The 17,734-nt window shown below is 36.6% G+C and carries 16 protein-coding genes; 15 read left to right on the forward strand and 1 reads right to left on the reverse strand.

The window, feature by feature from the left end; genetic code table 11:
• The first annotated feature begins 68 nt into the window (after positions 1-68).
• The 14 genes from JOC83_RS03005 to sigE all read left to right on the forward strand — a co-directional run bounded on the left by JOC83_RS03005 (position 69) and on the right by sigE (position 16,311).
• Positions 69-1,988, forward strand: coding sequence for a stage V sporulation protein D (locus JOC83_RS03005; protein ID WP_205183520.1), 1,920 nt, complete (start codon positions 69-71; stop codon positions 1,986-1,988).
• Positions 1,989-2,314: 326 nt separating this feature from the next.
• Positions 2,315-3,781 (forward strand): UDP-N-acetylmuramoyl-L-alanyl-D-glutamate--2,6-diaminopimelate ligase, encoded by a 1,467-nt coding sequence (locus JOC83_RS03010; RefSeq protein ID WP_205183522.1) that lies wholly within the window; start codon positions 2,315-2,317, stop codon positions 3,779-3,781.
• A gap of 61 nt (positions 3,782-3,842) precedes the next feature.
• Positions 3,843-4,817, forward strand: a complete 975-nt coding sequence (gene mraY, locus JOC83_RS03015; RefSeq protein WP_205183524.1) for a phospho-N-acetylmuramoyl-pentapeptide-transferase — start codon at positions 3,843-3,845, stop codon at positions 4,815-4,817.
• Positions 4,818-6,167: a UDP-N-acetylmuramoyl-L-alanine--D-glutamate ligase gene (murD, locus tag JOC83_RS03020; RefSeq protein ID WP_205183527.1), complete on the forward strand. Its 1,350-nt coding sequence runs from the start codon at positions 4,818-4,820 to the stop codon at positions 6,165-6,167.
• Positions 6,168-6,242: 75 nt separating this feature from the next.
• Positions 6,243-7,343, forward strand: coding sequence for a stage V sporulation protein E (spoVE, locus tag JOC83_RS03025; protein ID WP_205183529.1), 1,101 nt, complete (start codon positions 6,243-6,245; stop codon positions 7,341-7,343).
• Positions 7,344-8,033: 690 nt separating this feature from the next.
• On the forward strand, positions 8,034-8,936 hold the full coding sequence (gene murB / locus JOC83_RS03030; protein WP_205183532.1) for a UDP-N-acetylmuramate dehydrogenase: 903 nt from the start codon (positions 8,034-8,036) through the stop codon (positions 8,934-8,936).
• A 167-nt stretch (positions 8,937-9,103) separates the two neighbouring features.
• Positions 9,104-9,886 (forward strand): cell division protein FtsQ/DivIB, encoded by a 783-nt coding sequence (locus JOC83_RS03035; protein WP_205183535.1) that lies wholly within the window; start codon positions 9,104-9,106, stop codon positions 9,884-9,886.
• Positions 9,861-10,571 (forward strand): DUF881 domain-containing protein, encoded by a 711-nt coding sequence (locus tag JOC83_RS03040; protein ID WP_205183537.1) that lies wholly within the window; start codon positions 9,861-9,863, stop codon positions 10,569-10,571. The genes JOC83_RS03035 and JOC83_RS03040 overlap by 26 nt, the downstream gene beginning before the upstream one ends.
• 75 nt (positions 10,572-10,646) lie before the next feature.
• Positions 10,647-11,348: a DUF881 domain-containing protein gene (locus tag JOC83_RS03045; protein WP_239583276.1), complete on the forward strand. Its 702-nt coding sequence runs from the start codon at positions 10,647-10,649 to the stop codon at positions 11,346-11,348.
• Between the two features lie 16 nt (positions 11,349-11,364).
• Positions 11,365-11,727, forward strand: a complete 363-nt coding sequence (locus JOC83_RS03050; protein WP_205183539.1) for a small basic family protein — start codon at positions 11,365-11,367, stop codon at positions 11,725-11,727.
• Positions 11,728-11,845: 118 nt separating this feature from the next.
• Positions 11,846-13,141: a cell division protein FtsA gene (gene ftsA, locus JOC83_RS03055; RefSeq protein WP_205183541.1), complete on the forward strand. Its 1,296-nt coding sequence runs from the start codon at positions 11,846-11,848 to the stop codon at positions 13,139-13,141.
• Between the two features lie 42 nt (positions 13,142-13,183).
• Positions 13,184-14,326 carry a cell division protein FtsZ gene (gene ftsZ, locus JOC83_RS03060; protein ID WP_205183543.1) on the forward strand — a complete coding sequence of 381 codons (1,143 nt, stop codon included), beginning with the start codon at positions 13,184-13,186 and terminating at the stop codon, positions 14,324-14,326.
• A gap of 246 nt (positions 14,327-14,572) precedes the next feature.
• Entirely contained in the window at positions 14,573-15,511 is a 939-nt protein-coding gene (gene spoIIGA / locus JOC83_RS03065) for a sigma-E processing peptidase SpoIIGA (protein WP_239583277.1), read from the forward strand.
• A gap of 80 nt (positions 15,512-15,591) precedes the next feature.
• Positions 15,592-16,311: an RNA polymerase sporulation sigma factor SigE gene (gene sigE, locus JOC83_RS03070; RefSeq protein WP_205183545.1), complete on the forward strand. Its 720-nt coding sequence runs from the start codon at positions 15,592-15,594 to the stop codon at positions 16,309-16,311.
• Positions 16,312-16,349: 38 nt separating this feature from the next.
• Here sigE and sigG read toward each other — a convergent pair whose 3' ends face one another.
• The gene (sigG, locus tag JOC83_RS03075; RefSeq protein WP_239583278.1) at positions 16,350-17,219 is read right to left on the reverse strand and encodes an RNA polymerase sporulation sigma factor SigG; all 870 of its coding nucleotides are present in this window, start codon (positions 17,217-17,219) and stop codon (positions 16,350-16,352) included.
• Positions 17,220-17,438: 219 nt separating this feature from the next.
• On the opposite strand from sigG, the gene JOC83_RS03080 reads away from it, so the two are divergent.
• A complete protein-coding gene (locus JOC83_RS03080; RefSeq protein ID WP_205183547.1) occupies positions 17,439-17,693 on the forward strand; it encodes a YlmC/YmxH family sporulation protein in 255 nt (84 codons plus the stop codon).
• Positions 17,694-17,734 lie beyond the last annotated feature (41 nt).

Raw genomic sequence — 17,734 nt, forward strand, 5'->3', positions numbered from 1 at the left:
AACGCAGTTCTAGTACCCATTGTACAAGCATATATTGAAACGAGCCTATTTAGAGGAGGTTCTACTATATGCGTGTATCAGGGGTTACAGTACGAAAAAGGCTTGTAGCTGTTTTGTTAGTAGGTATATGTATTTTCTTTGTCATTGATGTAAGGCTTGGTTATGTTCAATTTGTGTTAGGTGACATATTAACGGAGCGAGCAAAAGGCTTATGGAGTCGTAATATCCCATTTGAGCCGGAACGTGGAAAGATTCTAGATCAAAATGGTGTGCCCTTAGCTACAAATAAAAGTGCACCAACAGTTCTTGTTATGCCACGGCAAATCGAGGACCCTGCTCAAACAGCTGAGAAACTTGCAGCCGCTTTAAATATGTCGAAAGAAAAAGCATACAAGCAAATTACTAAAAAAGCATCGAGCGTTTACTTACAACCAGAAGGACGGAAAATTTCGCATGAAAAAGCTAATGAGATTCGAGCGTTAGATTTAAAAGGTGTCTACATTGCAGAAGATTCAATACGTCACTATCCTTTTGGAAGTTATTTATCTCATGTTTTAGGTTTTGCGGGGATTGATAACCAAGGGCTAACAGGCTTAGAGCTTTATTATGATAAAGAACTAAGTGGTGAAAAAGGATATGTAAAGTTATATTCAGATGCAAAGGGCAAAAGAATGCCTGATATTGCAGATGATTATACGTCACCTGTTGATGGACTAGATCTAAAATTAACCATTGATTCTCGTGTTCAAACCATTATTGAACGAGAATTAGATATTGCTCAATCAACGTATAATCCAGATGGAATCATCGCGATTGCTATGAATCCTAAAAATGGTGAAATTTTAGGAATGTCGAGTCGACCAACCTTTGACCCTGCTAACTTTCGCAATGTCCCTTCTGAGACGTACAATCGCAACTTGCCAATTTGGAGTGCGTATGAGCCTGGATCTACATTTAAAATCATTACATTAGCAGCCTCATTAGAAGAAAAAAAGGTTGATTTATTACGTGATCAATTTTATGATGATGGAGCGGCTGAAGTTGGTGGAGCTAGACTTCGCTGTTGGAAAAAGGGAGGACATGGACAACAGACCTTTTTAGAAGTTGTTCAAAACTCTTGTAACCCTGGTTTTGTTGAGTTAGGTGACCGCTTAGGAAAAGAAACATTGTTTAAATATATTCGTGATTTTGGATTTGGTAATAAAACAGGTATTGATCTTCAAGGAGAAGGAAGAGGTATTTTATTTCCACTTGAGCGAGTAGGTCCTGTTGAGCAAGCTACAACCGCATTTGGACAAGGGGTCTCAGTGACGCCGATTCAACAAGTTGCAGCAGTGTCAGCAGCTGTAAATGGTGGAATATTGTATCAACCATATATCGCCAAAGAATGGATTGATCCTGCTACTGGTAAAGTTGTTAGCCAAAATAAACCAGTTGCAAAGAGAAGGGTTATTTCTGAAGAAACATCAAAACAAGTCCGCTTTGCACTTGAAAGTGTTGTTGCAAAAGGAACGGGACGGCCAGCATTTGTAGAAGGTTACCGTTTAGGTGGAAAGACTGGTACAGCTCAAAAAGCACAAGATGGTAAGTATTTAGAGAACAATCACATTGTGTCATTTATTGGCTTTGCACCGGCAGATGATCCTCAGCTTGTTATTTACTTAGCTGTGGATAACCCAAAAGGGACGATACAGTTTGGTGGAGTAGTTGCTGCACCAATTGTTGGTAAAATGATGGAAGATAGTCTTCGTACAATGGGAGTAAAGCCGCGAAAAGATCAAATTGAAAAAGAGTTGATGTGGCCAGATACACCTCTTATAGAGGTACCAGACTTTGTTGGATTATCGTCCAAAGAATTAAAACAGCAGTTACTGTCTTTGAAGGTGGACGTGACTGGAGATGGTGACAAAGTCATAAAGCAATCTCCAGAACCTGGTACGAAAGTCAAAGAAGGTGCAACTGTTAGGATTTATATGGGAGAATCATGAGTAGATAAGAATAAGCCTTGGGGGAAATTCCCCCGTGGCTTCTTTTTCTGTAATGTAAGTACGTTAAATGAACCAAGTAGATATTAGACCAGCTTACATGGTAAGGTTAGTTTTGTAACACGGTTAGGTAAAGACAGGGAAATATAACATCTAAGTTGAATAGAACAAAGATGGGAAAAATGCCACTGTTCATTTATAGTGCGTTAGTTAGTATTAATAGGTACATTTTGATTTATGTTATGTTTATAACTAGCGCAATCTGAAAAAGGTTGCTTTGCAAGAAATAAAAGTAGTTGAATTTAATTAGAAGAGAGGAACTGGTCATAATGGATTTACATACGCTGTTATCGCATTTGCACGGCTTTAAGAATATTCCATCGGAAAATGTAGAGATTACCTCTATTGAAATGGACTCAAGAGAGGTAAAAGAGGGCTCTTTATTTATTTGTGTCAAAGGTTACACGGTTGATGGTCATGATTATGCTCATATGGCTGTTGAAAAGGGAGCTCGGGCAATTATTGCGGAGAAACCTCTAAATGTAAATGTGCCTGTTGTTATCGTTAAAGATACAAAGCGCGCGATGGCGGTGCTAGCTGATAGCTTTTATAAACAGCCTACGCAAAAGCTACATTTAATTGGTGTTACCGGAACAAATGGTAAAACAACAACGACGCATTTAATGGAGCATATTTTTAAAGCAAATAAGAAAAAAACGGGATTAATTGGAACAATTGAGATTCGAATTGGTGATGATGCATATGATGTAAAGAACACAACACCAGAATCTGTAACTTTGCAACAAACGTTTCATCAAATGGTAGAAGAACAAGTAGATGTAGCCATGATGGAAGTTTCATCTCATGCTCTTGATTTAGGTAGGGTTCACGGATGTGACTTTGATGTTGCTGTGTTTACCAATTTAACACAAGATCATCTAGATTATCATAAAACGATGGATGATTATCGCCGAGCAAAAGGGCTATTGTTTGCACAATTAGGTAATGCTTATAATCATAGTAAGCCTAAATTTGCAATCTTAAATGTTGATGACGAAGCAACAAGTGAGTACATACGAAGTACAGCTGCGACAGTTATTACATATGGAATTGATAAAGAGTGTGATATTCGAGCAACAAATATTCAAATGACAAGCGCGGGCACCACCTTTACTTTAGTAACGCCTACTGAGACTGCTGAAGTAAAAATGAAGCTAATTGGAAAATTTAGTGTGTATAATGTGTTAGCTGCAACGGCTGCTTGTCTTGTGTCTGGAGTGTCTCTATCCCTTATTGTAGAACAGCTTGCAAATATTGAAGGTGTGTCAGGAAGATTTGAAGTGGTAGATGAAGGTCAACCTTTTACGGTTGTTGTAGATTATGCACATACACCAGATAGTTTAGAGAATGTACTAAGAACGGTTAAACAATTCGCAAAAGGTAGTATATATGCTATTGTAGGTTGTGGAGGAGATCGTGATCGTACAAAGCGCCCTCTTATGGCTAATATTGCAGCTGAAAATAGTACAGAAGCAGTTTTAACATCTGATAACCCAAGAAGTGAGGACCCGCAACAGATCTTAGAAGACATGATCAAGGGGATTTCAACCTCTAATTATGTAACAATCATCGATCGCAAAGAAGCTATTCAATATGCTATTAATAAAGCAGAACGAGATGATGTCATTATCATTGCTGGAAAAGGACATGAGACGTATCAAATTATTGGTAGTGAAGTGTTTGATTTTGATGATCGTGAAGTGGCCCGCCAATTAATTAGGGAGAAAAAGTCATAATGACAGCAGATATCGGTAAACATGAGCAGAATCAATTGATGCAGCAAGAGGAGGAAAAGTTGTGCTTGAGCAAGTAATTTTATTTACCATCGCGCTAGGATTTCTAATTTCGGTTATCCTCTCGCCTATTTTTATTCCTTTTTTAAGGAGATTAAAATTTGGGCAAAGCATACGCGATGAAGGACCAAAATCACATCAGAAAAAATCAGGAACGCCAACTATGGGAGGCGTGATGATTTTACTTTCAATTATTGTTACTACCTTAATCATGACCAATCAATATTTAGAACCAACAGTTGAGACGTATTTGTTATTACTTGTAACGGTTGGTTTTGGATTATTAGGATTTTTAGATGATTTTATTAAGGTCGTATTAAAGAGGAATCTTGGTTTAACTTCCAAGCAAAAGTTTTTAGGCCAAGTTATTATTGCTATTATCTTTTATTTTATTTCACGTCAAGCAGAATTATCGACTGTTGTGACAATTCCGATGGTTAATTATTCAATCGATTTAGGTTGGTTTTATGTGATCTTTTTAATTATTTGGTTAGTTGGGTTCTCTAATGCTGTTAACTTAACGGATGGATTAGATGGGCTAGTTTCAGGAACAAGTGCTATTGCATTTGGAGCGTTTGCCGTTTTAGCGTGGAATGCATCTCAATTTGAGGTAGCCATTTTCTCAGTAGCGGTAGTAGGTTCTGTTCTTGGATTTTTAGTGTTTAACTCACATCCAGCAAAAGTATTTATGGGGGACACAGGTTCACTAGCACTAGGCGGAGCAATTGCAACAGTTGCTATTCTAATGAAACTAGAATTTTTGCTGATCATTATTGGTGGTGTATTCGTCATTGAGACACTATCTGTCATTATTCAGGTGGCGTCGTTTAAAACAACAGGAAAACGAGTATTTAAAATGAGTCCTCTTCACCATCATTATGAACTAAGTGGTTGGTCAGAATGGCGAGTGGTTGTAACATTTTGGGCAGTAGGTTTACTGTTTGCGATGCTTGGAATATATGTCGAGGTGTGGATTTAATTGAAAACAATTGATACTTATTCAAATAAACGTGTATTAATTTTAGGATTAGCTAAAAGTGGAACAGCAGCTGCAAAGCTTGTTCACGAATTAGGAGCAATCGTTACCGTAAACGATCAAAAACCTTATGAAGAAAATGAAGCAGCACAGCAATTAGAGAAATTAGGGATTCAAGTCGTTTGTGGTCATCATCCATTAGAACTTTTAAATAATACGGATGTCATTGTGAAGAACCCTGGTATTCCTTATACGAATCCACTTCTTCAAGAAGCAATGAAAAGAAATATCCCAATTATTACAGAGGTAGAACTTGCGTTTGAAATAAGTGAAGCTCCCTTTATTGGGATTACAGGAAGCAATGGCAAAACGACGACAACAACGTTGATTTATCAAATGCTAGAGCATGGAAACAAGAGTCCGCTCATTGCTGGAAATATTGGAACGGTTGCTTGTGAAGTGGCACAGCAAGCGACAACAGAAAATGTCATTGTAACGGAATTATCATCTTTTCAGTTAATGGGAATTAATACGTTTCAGCCTCGTATTTCGTTGTTGTTAAATATTTTTGATGCACACCTTGATTATCATGGAACAAAAGAAGAGTACATTGAAGCGAAAGCTGCCATCTTTAAAAATCAAACATCCAATGATTATGCAGTCGTTAATGCAGATGATGATAGTGTGATAAATGCATCAAAAGGTAGTAAAGCAACAATTGTTCCATTTTCAACAACTAAGCAGCTTGAGACAGGTGCTTATTTGAAAAATGATATGGTTTATTTTAATGATGAGGCGATTATTACATTAGATGAAATCGTTTTACCAGGTAAGCATAACCTTGAGAATATTTTAGCAGCCGTTGCAGTTGTCAAGCTATATGGATGCGATAATGAAGCGATTTGCAAAGTATTAACGACGTTTGCAGGTGTAAAACATCGTGTCCAATATGTGTCAACAGTGAAAGGTCGAAAATTCTATAACGATTCAAAAGCAACAAATATGTTAGCGACTAAAGTGGCTCTTTCTGCATTTAGTCAGCCGACCATTTGGCTAGCTGGCGGGTTAGACCGAGGCAATGAGTTTGACGAGCTAAAAGAGTCTCTTAAAAATGTTAAAGCTGTTTTTACATTTGGAGAAACAGCAAAGAAAATAGAGAGAGTAGCGAAGGAAGTCGGAATACAACTTGTAAAATGTGTCGATAATGTTGAACAAGCAGTAAATGATGCATACAACTGTTCAGATGAAGGTGATGTTGTTCTATTATCACCAGCTTGCGCAAGCTGGGATCAATTTAAAACTTTTGAAGAACGTGGTGACATCTTTATCGAAAGTGTGCATAAACTGAAATAAGGGCTTGTCTCTCAACTCTTACTAGAATGACGTAAGCATAACGCGCCCTAATATATAGCTTAGAGGTGTATAGCATTGTCGACGAAGAGGTCTACTCCTGATTTCTTTCTTATTATCGTTACACTTTCGTTGCTCACAATAGGGTTGATTATGGTATATAGTGCAAGTGCAGTGTGGGCAACGTATAAATTTGATGACTCTTTCTTTTTTGCAAAAAGGCAAATGTTATTTGCGGGTCTAGGTGTTGTAGCCATGTTTATTATTATGAACATTGATTATTGGACATGGCGAACGTGGGCGAAAGTTATTATTATCGTGTGCTTTGTCATGTTAATCATGGTATTAATACCAGGCGTTGGGCTTGTTCGAAACGGCTCTCAGAGTTGGATTGGAGTAGGTGCGTTTTCCATTCAGCCATCAGAATTTATGAAGTTTGCAATGATTGCATTTTTAGCTAAATTTCTATCTGAGAATCAGAAAAAAATTACTTCCTTTAAAAAGGGACTAATGCCTTCGCTAGGAATTGTGTTTTTAGCCTTTGGAATTATTATGCTACAGCCAGATTTAGGAACAGGAACGGTACTAGTAGGGACATGTGTCGTGATGATCTTTGTAGCTGGCGCAAAAATCAGCCACTTCGTTGGCCTAGGTCTAATTGGTGTTGCAGGATTTGTAGGACTAGTATTATCTGCTCCATATCGCATTAAACGAATTACTTCTTTTCTTGACCCATGGGAAGATCCGTTAGGAAGTGGGTTTCAGATTATTCAATCCCTTTATGCAATTGGACCTGGAGGTTTGTTAGGTTTAGGGTTAGGACAAAGTCGTCAGAAGTTCTTTTACTTACCAGAGCCTCAAACAGATTTTATTTTTGCTATTCTTGCAGAAGAACTTGGGTTTATAGGTGGCTCTCTTATTCTTCTTTTGTTTAGTTTGCTATTATGGAGAGGAATACGTATAGCTTTAGGTGCACCAGACCTATATGGTAGTTTTTTAGCACTAGGCATTATCTCAATGGTTGCAATTCAAGTCATGATTAATATCGGTGTAGTAACCGGTCTTATGCCGGTAACAGGTATTACTCTACCATTTTTAAGTTATGGAGGATCTTCATTAACTCTTATGCTAGCAGCTGTAGGTGTGCTATTGAATGTCAGTCGCTATTCGAGGTATTAGTAAGCTCTTCTATATAACACAAATGTTTGTAACGAAAATCCCCTGCCTAGTTATTCAGTTATGTTGCTGAATAAAAGAGGTAGGGGATTTTGGTTGCTCTTAAAATCAACGTTCCTTTAGTTCCTCACGTAATGAGCTTTTTGTCTTAAAATGTTTTTAAATTGTAATCTCTTCATAATCAAATCTCTATTTATCTATGGTATGATGTGTAAAGTGAGCTGTTTTGTCAAAAATCACATAGGTTTCATACAGTTTATTTTTATAAGAAGTGATAAATAGGTTTTATTCTTAATAAAAAAGTGGTATGAATGAAAGGGCAGCAATTAAGCATGCTCCATTTGCGATGCTCTTTATATAATTAATACATTGTTTAATGTAGGAATGAGACAGAAAATTAGCGATATGTTCGAAGGGTGTAGAGAACACTTTCTAACGAGGAACAGGTAAAGTCTTCAACAAGCCTACATAAAAGAGCGTAGCTTTTAAATTGTATATCTCACTTATTAGAGGAAATGATAGTGTAACTAGCAGAATGTTCATTTGTAATCGTATTATCATGGAAAATGAACATTGAAATAATCTGTTTAGCAGGGATTACGTACATTCTATAGGTGAATATCATATAATAGGTAAAATAAACATTTGAACATGACATCACGAATGAACAAACAAGGTTTTTAGGAGGTCCTTATGGAAGTGTTAGAAAAAGAATTATTACAAATGAATATTGGAAAAGTTCTGAAACATGAACCACTTTCAAATCATACAACAATCAAAATAGGTGGTCCCGCTGACTTACTTATCGAACCAGATACAATTGAACATTTGCAACAGGCAATGAGTGTAATTAAAAAGCATGGTGTGAAATGGCGCGCAATCGGTCGTGGTTCTAACTTGCTCGTTTCTGATGCAGGAATTAGAGGAGTCGTTGTGAAACTTGGAAATGGCTTAGATCATTTAGAAGTTGAAAATGAGGCTGTTCGAGTAGGTGGAGGGTATTCTCTTATCAAATTAACCACAATTCTAACAAAACAAGGGTTATCTGGATTAGAATTTGCAGGAGGAATCCCAGGATCAGTAGGAGGGGCTGTTTATATGAATGCAGGTGCTCATGGTGCTGATATGTCTCATATTGTAAGAAAAGCTCATATTCTATTTGAAGATGGGACAATGGAATGGCTCACGAAAGAGGAGCTTGATTTCTCGTATCGTCATTCGATTTTACAAACAGAGCGACCAGGGGTTTGTATTGAAGCTATTTTAGATTTAAAGCAAGGAAAACGTGAGGAAATTGTAGCCGTATTACAGAAGAATAAAGACTACCGTAGAGAAACTCAACCTTGGAATTACCCATGTGCAGGAAGTATATTCCGCAACCCACTCCCACAGTATGCAGGACAATTAATTCAAGAAGCAGGTCTCAAAGGATATTCAATTGGTGGAGCGAAGATTAGTGAGCAGCATGCTAACTTTATTGTAAATGCAGGAGGCGCAACTGCTTCAGATGTTCTACAACTTATTGAATATGTAAAGAAAACCATTAAAGAACAGTTCGGTGTAGACATGCATACCGAAATTGAAATCATTGATTAAATCGTTGTCACGCTTTTAGTGAATGAGTTGTGAAATAAATGGAAAAACATAGAGAAGAAGCTCTTTGTTATGTGCTATAATGTGAATAATCTCATTATAGACAGTAGAGGATAAATACGTTGAACATTTAGCTGTTTATCTTCTCAAACTGATAAGGGTGAAACGAAATGGAAAAAGGAAAATTAATAGTTCTAGAAGACCGTGTTCCTAAGTTGAAAGAACAAAGAAAAAGCAAAGCAAACAAAAGACTTGTATTTTATCTTTCACTGTTCTTCATCCTTATTTTGCTAATTGTATACTCTCAATCATCTCTCAGTAGTATATCTAAGATTGCTGTTGCTGGTAATAAATATGTAAATGATAAAGAGATTGTGTCTATGAGTGAGCTATCTACTAAAACAAGCTATTGGAAAGTAGATAAAAAAGAAGTAGAAGAAATGCTTGAACGTCATCCAGAAATTAAGAAAGTATCAATTGATAAAGCGTTTCCTAATAAAGTAACAATTAATGTAACGGAATATAAGAGAGTTGCCTATGTTGTTGAAAAAGGCAAGTATTTCCCGATAAATGAAGCAGGAAAGGTTCTTGATGCTGTAAAAGGAGAGCCGATATCGTCTGATGCACCATTACTTATAAATTGGAAAGATGCCGAAGCTATCCAAGAGCTCGTTCAAGAACTTTCTAAAGTTCCAAAAAGTATTACAAATGCTATCTCTGAAATGTATCATACACCAACAGATTTTGAACCAATGCATATTAGGCTCTTTATGAATGATGGGAGAGAGGTCAGTGCAAAAATTAGTAATTTCTCGGATAAGATAGTTCTCTATCCATCAGTTGTAAAAGAGCTATCCCCCGACCAAAGAGGAGTTATTGATTTAGAAGAAAGACCTACTTTTATTCCATATGAAAAAGAAAAGGGTGATGAAAAAAGTGAAGGTGAGGGGTAAGTACGTTTTTTTATCTCTAGTGTTCTTAGTCCTTGGCTTCATGCTTTCATATTCTTATCAATTTGCAAAAGTGGAAAATGAGCAAAGATTGAAGGAGCAACAGTGGACGCGAGAATATCAATATAAACAAATGCTTATTGATCAAGAGCAAGCGAACATTAAACTCCAAAAAGAATTAGCAACTAAGCAGGCAAATGTTCGAAAAGTGGAAGAAAAGCTCGCAAAGCAAGAGCAAGTGCTTTTTAACCTAGTAGAAGATGTAGAAAAGCTTAGGATGTATACAGGTAAAATTAAGGTGAAAGGGAAAGGGATAGAAGTAACCTTGTCCGATTCCTCTTATATTCCAACAGAAGAAAATGTGAATAATTATATCGTACATGAAAACCATGTATTTAATGTAGTAAACGAACTACTCATTGCAGGAGCTTCTGCTGTATCTATTAATGGGCAACGCCTTACAAAAGAATCATACGTTGCTTGCAATGGTCCTGTTATTACAATAGACGGTAACCAATTCCCTGCTCCATTTGTCATCAGTGCAATTGGAGATCCGGATGTACTGTACCCTGCATTGAACATTGCTGGGGGAGTTAAAGATCAACTAGTTGAAGACCATGTAGTTGTTAAAATATCCAAGCAGGATGCAATAGAAATGTCCCCTGTTATAGGTTCTGAAGCAAGATAAGCAACATGTTGCGTTAAAAAGATGGAATGTGGTTTGTTGCCAACCTTTATCTAGGGAAAAGAGGAGAGTTTAAACTTGAACAGCAAGCAAAAGTTTCAATTCACTATCATTACATTCGTTATTGGTTTGATGATTGCTGTTCAGTTTCAAACGACAAAACAACCTATTGTTCGCGATACACGAGATGCTTGGGAACTTCGAGAAGATTTGAAAAAAGAACAAGAATTACAAGCGAAAATTTTAAGAGAAATCCGAACATATGATGAACAATTAAAAAGTTATGAAGCTGAGCAGAACAATCAGCAAGTTCTAAAAGATGCTTTAAACGATTTAAAGAAAGAAGCAGGTCTTACAGAAGTAACTGGTCGTGGACTCGTTTTAAAAGTAGAGCCTCTTTTTGATGAGTCGCTAATCGGAGAGAAATTAGAGGCAGTTTCTCCAGACTTATTGAAAAGACTTGTTAATGAATTAAATTCATATGATGCAAATGAAATCTCTATTGCCAATCAACGCGTAATTGCTACCACGGTTATCCGGGATATCAATGGTCGAACAAAAATTAATGATTATTGGTTGACAAGATTTCCATTTGAAATTAAAGTAATCGCCAAGGATGTTGATCGACTGTACAATCGAATGCAAGTATCAAATGCAATGGATGATTTTGCTGCTGATAATTTAAGGTTGATCATTTCAGAACCATTACCAGAAGTGACGATACCAGCATACGATCAAGTAGTCCGAGTGAAAAATATGTCGCCTGTTGGACAAGAGTAGGAAGGAGAAGCAGAAAATGTGGCTACCTTTTTTAGGCTTAATCGTAGGTGTTGTACTTGGACTACTTTCTGAAATTCGTATACCAGATGAATATGTCAATTATTTGTCAATTGCAGTTTTAGCAGCATTAGATACACTTTTTGGTGGAATCCGAGCTCATTTGCAAAATATATATGATGAAAAAGTATTTGTATCTGGCTTCTTTTTCAATATTATTCTTGCAGCAAGTTTAGCTTTTCTCGGTGTACATATTGGTGTAGACTTATACCTAGCAGCTGTTTTTGCATTTGGGGTACGGTTGTTTCAAAATATAGCTGTTATTCGTAGAATTCTTTTAGCGAAATGGACAAGTACAAGAGAAAAAGTCGAAAAAAATTGATTTTCCAAAAGGGAAATAGATATACATGTGGAATATTTCCATATAATAAAAATTTTATAATTGTTGTTCTTCTATTAAGAAGTTGATATGTTTAGGAGGCCAAAGGAGGTGCCAAAGAATGAACAGCAATGAAGTATTTGTTAGTCTAGACATCGGTACATCCAGTGTGAAGGTAATCATCGGAGAGATGGGGAACGATTCACTGAATATCATTGGTGTAGGGAATGTTAAATCAAAAGGGTTAAAAAAAGGCTCAATCGTTGATATAGATGAAACTGTTCAATCAATTAGGAAAGCAGTAGAACAGGCAGAGCGCATGGTAGGAATCTCTATAAAAAGAGTAGTCGTGGGAGTAAGTGGCAACCATGTACAATTACAAAATTGTCATGGCGTTGTAGCCGTATCAAGTGAAAATCGTGAAATTACAAATGAAGATGTACAGCGAGTCATTGATGCAGCACAAGTAATGTCCATTCCACCAGACCGTGAAATTATTGATGTTATTCCAACACAATTTATTGTTGATGGGCTAGCAGATATAAACGATCCAAGAGGGATGATAGGTGTACGTTTAGAAATGGAAGGTACACTTATTACAGGTTCGAGAACGATCTTACATAACTTACTTCGATGTGTAGAAAGAGCTGGGCTAGAGATTAGCGATATTTGTTTACAACCTCTTGCCGCGGGATCGATTGCACTATCGAGAGATGAAAAGAATTTAGGCGTAGCTTTAGTTGATATTGGTGGAGGCTCAACGACAATTTCAGTATTTAGTCAAGGTAACTTGCAAACTGCGACTGTCGTTCCCTTAGGTGGGGAGCACATTACAAAAGATATATCGATTGGGTTACGAACATCTACTGAAGATGCGGAGAGTATTAAAATTAAGCATGGACATGCTTTTTATGACTATGCATCTGAAGAGGAAGTGTTCAGTGTACCAATTATCGGTAGTGATCAACACCAACAGTTTAATCAACTAGAAATCTCTGAAATTGTTGAAGCGAGATTAGAAGAAATTCTAGAACTGATTTCTCATGAGCTACAACGATTAGGGTATACTGATTTACCTGGAGGTTATGTACTAACAGGTGGAGTTGTTGCTATGCCTGGTGTGGCTGAATTAGCTCAAGAAATCTTACATCATAATGTGCGAATTGCGGTTCCAGATTACATTGGTGTACGTGAACCACATTATACAACAGGTGTTGGCTTGATTAAGTTTGCATATAAGAATGCAAAGATTCAAGGTCGTAACATTGGAGCGCCTGTTGTGGAAGATGTAGCTATTGAGAAAGAAGTAGTAAATCATACGCAAACACAGCAACCACAGCAAAAACCAAAGCAAAAACCGAAAAAGAAAAATGACCAAACCATCATGAAGAAGTTTTTTGGATACTTCTTTGATTAGTGTTTCGATACTAGCAATTTCGATGAATTAGGAGGAACTATCATGTTGGAGTTTGATACAAGTGTAGATCAATTAGCAACGATAAAAGTAATTGGTGTAGGAGGCGGCGGTAATAACGCGGTAAATCGCATGATTGAACACGGTGTTCAAGGTGTTGAATTTATTGCAGTTAATACAGATGCTCAAGCTTTAAATCTATCAAAAGCAGAAACAAAGATGCAAATTGGTGCAAAGCTAACAAGAGGTTTAGGAGCGGGTGCTAATCCTGAAGTTGGTAAAAAAGCAGCTGAAGAAAGTAAAGAGCAGATTCAAGAAGCATTAAAAGGCGCAGACATGGTGTTTGTTACGGCTGGTATGGGAGGCGGTACAGGTACTGGTGCAGCACCTGTTATCGCTCAAATTGCTCGTGAATTAGGTGCTTTAACAGTTGGTGTTGTTACTCGTCCATTTACATTTGAAGGACGTAAGCGTGCAACACAAGCAGCTGGTGGTATTGCTTCAATGAAAGAAGCAGTAGATACGTTAATTGTGATTCCAAACGATCGTCTACTTGAGATTGTGGACAAAAATACACCAATGTTAGAAGCGTTCCGTGAAGCTGATAATGTGTTACGTCAAGGTGTTCAAGGTATTTCAGATTTAATTGCTGTTCCTGGTTTAATTAACCTAGACTTTGCAGACGTAAAAACAATTATGTCAAACAAAGGATCAGCATTAATGGGAATAGGGATTGCAACTGGCGAAAATCGTGCAGCAGAAGCTGCTAAAAAAGCAATTTCGAGTCCGTTACTAGAAACATCTATTGATGGTGCACAAGGTGTTCTTATGAACATTACTGGTGGTACAAATTTAAGTTTATACGAAGTGCAAGAAGCTGCTGATATCGTAGCATCAGCATCGGATCAAGAAGTAAACATGATTTTTGGATCAGTTATCAATGAAAACTTAAAAGATGAAATCGTTGTGACAGTGATTGCAACTGGTTTTAGTGAGCAAGATTTATCGCAAGTTAAATCAATGGGACGCCCATCTGCTCATAATAAAGCACAGCCTCAACAACCAAAGCGCGAAGTAAAGCGCGAAGAACAGCCTGTACAGCAAGATTTTAGTCGTACATCACAACAGCAACCTGAAGAAACGTTAGATATCCCTACGTTCTTGCGTAATCGCAATCGTAGACGATAAGATAAAAGAGAATGATTAAAAAGCGCTATGCCGAATCTTTTGGCATAGCGCTTTTTAGTAGTTTTATAGAACGTCTCTTTTAAATTTTATGTATTCCACTTATTTATTTCCACTGATTAAATAGCCTTAATTTGACAAAAATCGGATTGTTTCTTCAAAACTTCTTTTTGTTTATCAGCATGAACTGACAGACATCTTCATAGGATGTACTATATACTAACTTTTAACAGGAAAAATTAAGGAGGAATGGAGAGTATAACTTTGCCCGTTTACCTTGATGTTATATGGCTACTGAATTTTGGTTTAGATGCAATTTTACTTATGCTATGCGGAACGATTTTGAAGCGGTCGTTCAAGTGGTGGCGATTAGGTTTAGGTGCTTTTATTGGTTCGTTAATTGTGTTGTTAATGTTTACTCCTTTTTCATCTATCATGTTGCATCCCTTTGTGAAAATTCTGTTCTCTATCTTAATGGTTCTTACCACATTTGGCTACAAGCGCTTACGTTTCTTTTTAGAAAATGCTTTAACTTTTTATTTTGCTACGTTCGTTGTAGGCGGTGGATTAATGGGAATGCACTTCTTATTTGAAGATCAGTTCCTGTCATTTGAGGGCGTTGTTACAAGTACGACAGCAAGTTTCGGTGATCCAGTTAGTTGGCTCTTTGTTGTTATAGGTTTTCCAATTCTTGCTTACTTTTCAAAGTACCGTATTGATGACTTACGTATGAAAAATATTACATTTGACCAACTCGTGAAAGTAGAAATTACTTTAAACAAAGAAGTGATTTCATTAATCGGTTTAATCGACAGTGGCAATCAATTGGTAGACCCCCTAACAAAAACCCCAGTGATGATTATGACAGCGGATTCTGTTAAAGATATTTTACCAGCATCAATATTAGAAATGAGCAAAAATGTTCAATCGTTTTCTCATAATCAAGAAATTGATAATGAATGGTATTCGAAGATTCGTTTTGTACCTTATCGGAGTGTAGGACACGCTAACCAACTATTATTAGCCATTAAGCCTGATAAGGTAAAAGTTGAACGCCAAACTGACAGTATTCACATTCAAAAGGTCCTCATTGGAATTAGCCACACTCAGCTATCAGCAGAAAATCAGTATCAATGTATTGTTCATCCGAAGGTAATGGTGACAGGTGAGGTATACTCAGCTTCATAAAAGTAAGAAGGTTGAAACTTAGAGTATAGGTGTGTATGCACTTTTACTCATAACAGTATATTTTAGAAGGAGGAGTATATATGTCTACATATCGAATTCGATTGCAACTGCTTTGGTATAAAATTTTAATGAAGCTCGGCTTCAAATCTGATGAAGTGTATTACATTGGTGGCAGCGAAGCACTGCCTCCTCCTTTAACGAAAGAAGAAGAAGAAGTTTTATTAAAAAAACTTCCAACTGGTGATGAAGCTGCTCGGTCCTTATTAATTGAACGTAATCTTCGGCTTGTTGTGTATATTGCAAGAAAGTTCGAGAATACAGGGATTAATATTGAAGACTTAATAAGCATCGGGACAATTGGTTTGATTAAAGCTGTTAATACATTTAATCCAGAAAAGAAAATAAAGCTTGCTACGTACGCGTCTCGGTGTATCGAAAATGAAATCTTAATGTATTTGCGCCGCAATAATAAGATACGCTCTGAAGTATCATTTGATGAACCATTAAATATTGATTGGGATGGAAATGAATTACTATTATCGGATGTACTTGGAACAGAAGAAGATATTATAACAAAAGACTTAGAAGCAAATGTTGATCGGAAATTGTTACTCAAGGCATTACATCAATTGAATGATCGAGAAAAGCAAATCATGGAACTTAGATTTGGTTTAAGTGGTGGAGAAGAAAAAACGCAAAAAGATGTAGCGGACATGCTAGGTATTTCACAGTCTTATATCTCTAGGTTAGAAAAAAGAATCATTAAAAGGTTAAGAAAAGAATTTAATAAAATGGTTTAATAAATAAAACATGGGATTGTAATCCCATGTTTTATTTATTAGCTTTGAATATTTTTATTCATTTGTTTAATAGCTGCTTTTTCAAGACGTGATACTTGGGCTTGTGAAATCCCAATTTCTTCAGCCACTTCCATTTGTGTTTTACCTTGAAAAAACCTTTTGCGTAAAATGAGCTTTTCCCGCTCATTTAATCTCCGCATACCTTCTTTTAACGCCAATTCTTCAACCCATTGTGAATCCCTATTACGTTCATCACTAAGTTGATCCATTACATAAATTGGATCGCCACCATCATTGTAAATGGGTTCAAATAGAGACACTGGGTCTTGGATGGCGTCAAGTGCAAAAACAATTTCTTCATGTGGAACGTCTAACACTTTTGAAATTTCTTCGGCTGATGGTTCTTTTGACGTTTCACTCATTAATCGTTCTCTTACTTGCAAGGCTTTATAAGCAATATCACGCAAGGAACGTGATACGCGGATGGGATTATTATCCCGTAAGTATCTTCTAATTTCACCAATAATCATTGGTACGGCATACGTAGAGAATTTTACATTTTGACTCAAATCGAAATTATCGATTGACTTCATAAGGCCAATGCAACCTACTTGAAATAAGTCATCTACAAACTCTCCGCGATTGTTAAAACGTTGAATCACACTTAAAACTAAGCGTAGATTTCCATTTACAAGCTTCTCTCTAGCTGATACATCTCCAGCTTGCATTTGCGTAAAAAGCTTACGCATTTCATCATTTTTTAATACAGGAAGTTTTGAAGTATCTACTCCACAAATCTCTACTTTGTTTCTTGTCAATTCTTTCCCTCCTAACAGGAGATGATGTTCAGAGTTCAGTATCTCCTTCGGAGGAAAAAATATGCATATGTAAAAAAGACGGGAAACCATATCATTTCCATTTTCGCGTTAAAACGTTTGTTAATAACAGGCGAAACCTTACAGAATGAGGGGAGTTTGTCTTGCGTTTTAAGACTCTTTTCTTTTTTAAAAGCTCTAAAAAAAATAGTTAAGGTGGCAGTTCTAAAAAATTGTCTTGATAATCTCTTCATGAATAACGAAGGTGATAAATATACATAAAGTAGAGGGGAAAAGATGGAGGGACAGCAAATGATTAAGATCTCAGATTTTCAAACGAAAGATGTAGTAAATGTAGCAGATGGAAAGAAGCTTGGTAATATAGGCGATATTGACATCAATTTAAATACAGGAAAAATTGAAGCAGTCATTATTAATAGCTCAAGAATGCTTGGGTTCTTTGGAAAAGATGAAGATGTTGTCATTCCTTGGCAAAACATCGTAAAGATTGGGGCGGATGTGATATTAGTTCGTTATAAGGAAACGTATGAATATGAACAGAAATAATACAATTTTGTCAACAGGTTTTGTGTAAGTGTGGTACAATA

Origin of the sequence: Priestia iocasae (assembly GCF_016909075.1) — a bacterium.
GTDB classification, from domain to species: Bacteria; Bacillota; Bacilli; order Bacillales; family Bacillaceae_H; genus Priestia; species Priestia iocasae.

Bases quoted from the DNA above. Each gene is read 5' to 3' on its own strand.
- spoIIGA (WP_239583277.1), top strand. From the start codon at position 14,573: ATGGAGAGTATAACTTTGCCCGTTTACCTTGATGTTATATGGCTACTG.
- sigE (WP_205183545.1), top strand. From the start codon at position 15,592: ATGTCTACATATCGAATTCGATTGCAACTGCTTTGGTATAAAATTTTA.
- ftsZ (WP_205183543.1), top strand. From the start codon at position 13,184: ATGTTGGAGTTTGATACAAGTGTAGATCAATTAGCAACGATAAAAGTA.
- JOC83_RS03050 (WP_205183539.1), top strand. From the start codon at position 11,365: ATGTGGCTACCTTTTTTAGGCTTAATCGTAGGTGTTGTACTTGGACTA.
- murB (WP_205183532.1), top strand. From the start codon at position 8,034: ATGGAAGTGTTAGAAAAAGAATTATTACAAATGAATATTGGAAAAGTT.
- sigG (WP_239583278.1), bottom strand. From the start codon at position 17,219: ATGGTTTCCCGTCTTTTTTACATATGCATATTTTTTCCTCCGAAGGAG.
- JOC83_RS03010 (WP_205183522.1), top strand. From the start codon at position 2,315: ATGGATTTACATACGCTGTTATCGCATTTGCACGGCTTTAAGAATATT.
- JOC83_RS03035 (WP_205183535.1), top strand. From the start codon at position 9,104: ATGGAAAAAGGAAAATTAATAGTTCTAGAAGACCGTGTTCCTAAGTTG.
- JOC83_RS03080 (WP_205183547.1), top strand. From the start codon at position 17,439: ATGATTAAGATCTCAGATTTTCAAACGAAAGATGTAGTAAATGTAGCA.
- ftsA (WP_205183541.1), top strand. From the start codon at position 11,846: ATGAACAGCAATGAAGTATTTGTTAGTCTAGACATCGGTACATCCAGT.
- JOC83_RS03040 (WP_205183537.1), top strand. From the start codon at position 9,861: ATGAAAAAAGTGAAGGTGAGGGGTAAGTACGTTTTTTTATCTCTAGTG.
- JOC83_RS03005 (WP_205183520.1), top strand. From the start codon at position 69: ATGCGTGTATCAGGGGTTACAGTACGAAAAAGGCTTGTAGCTGTTTTG.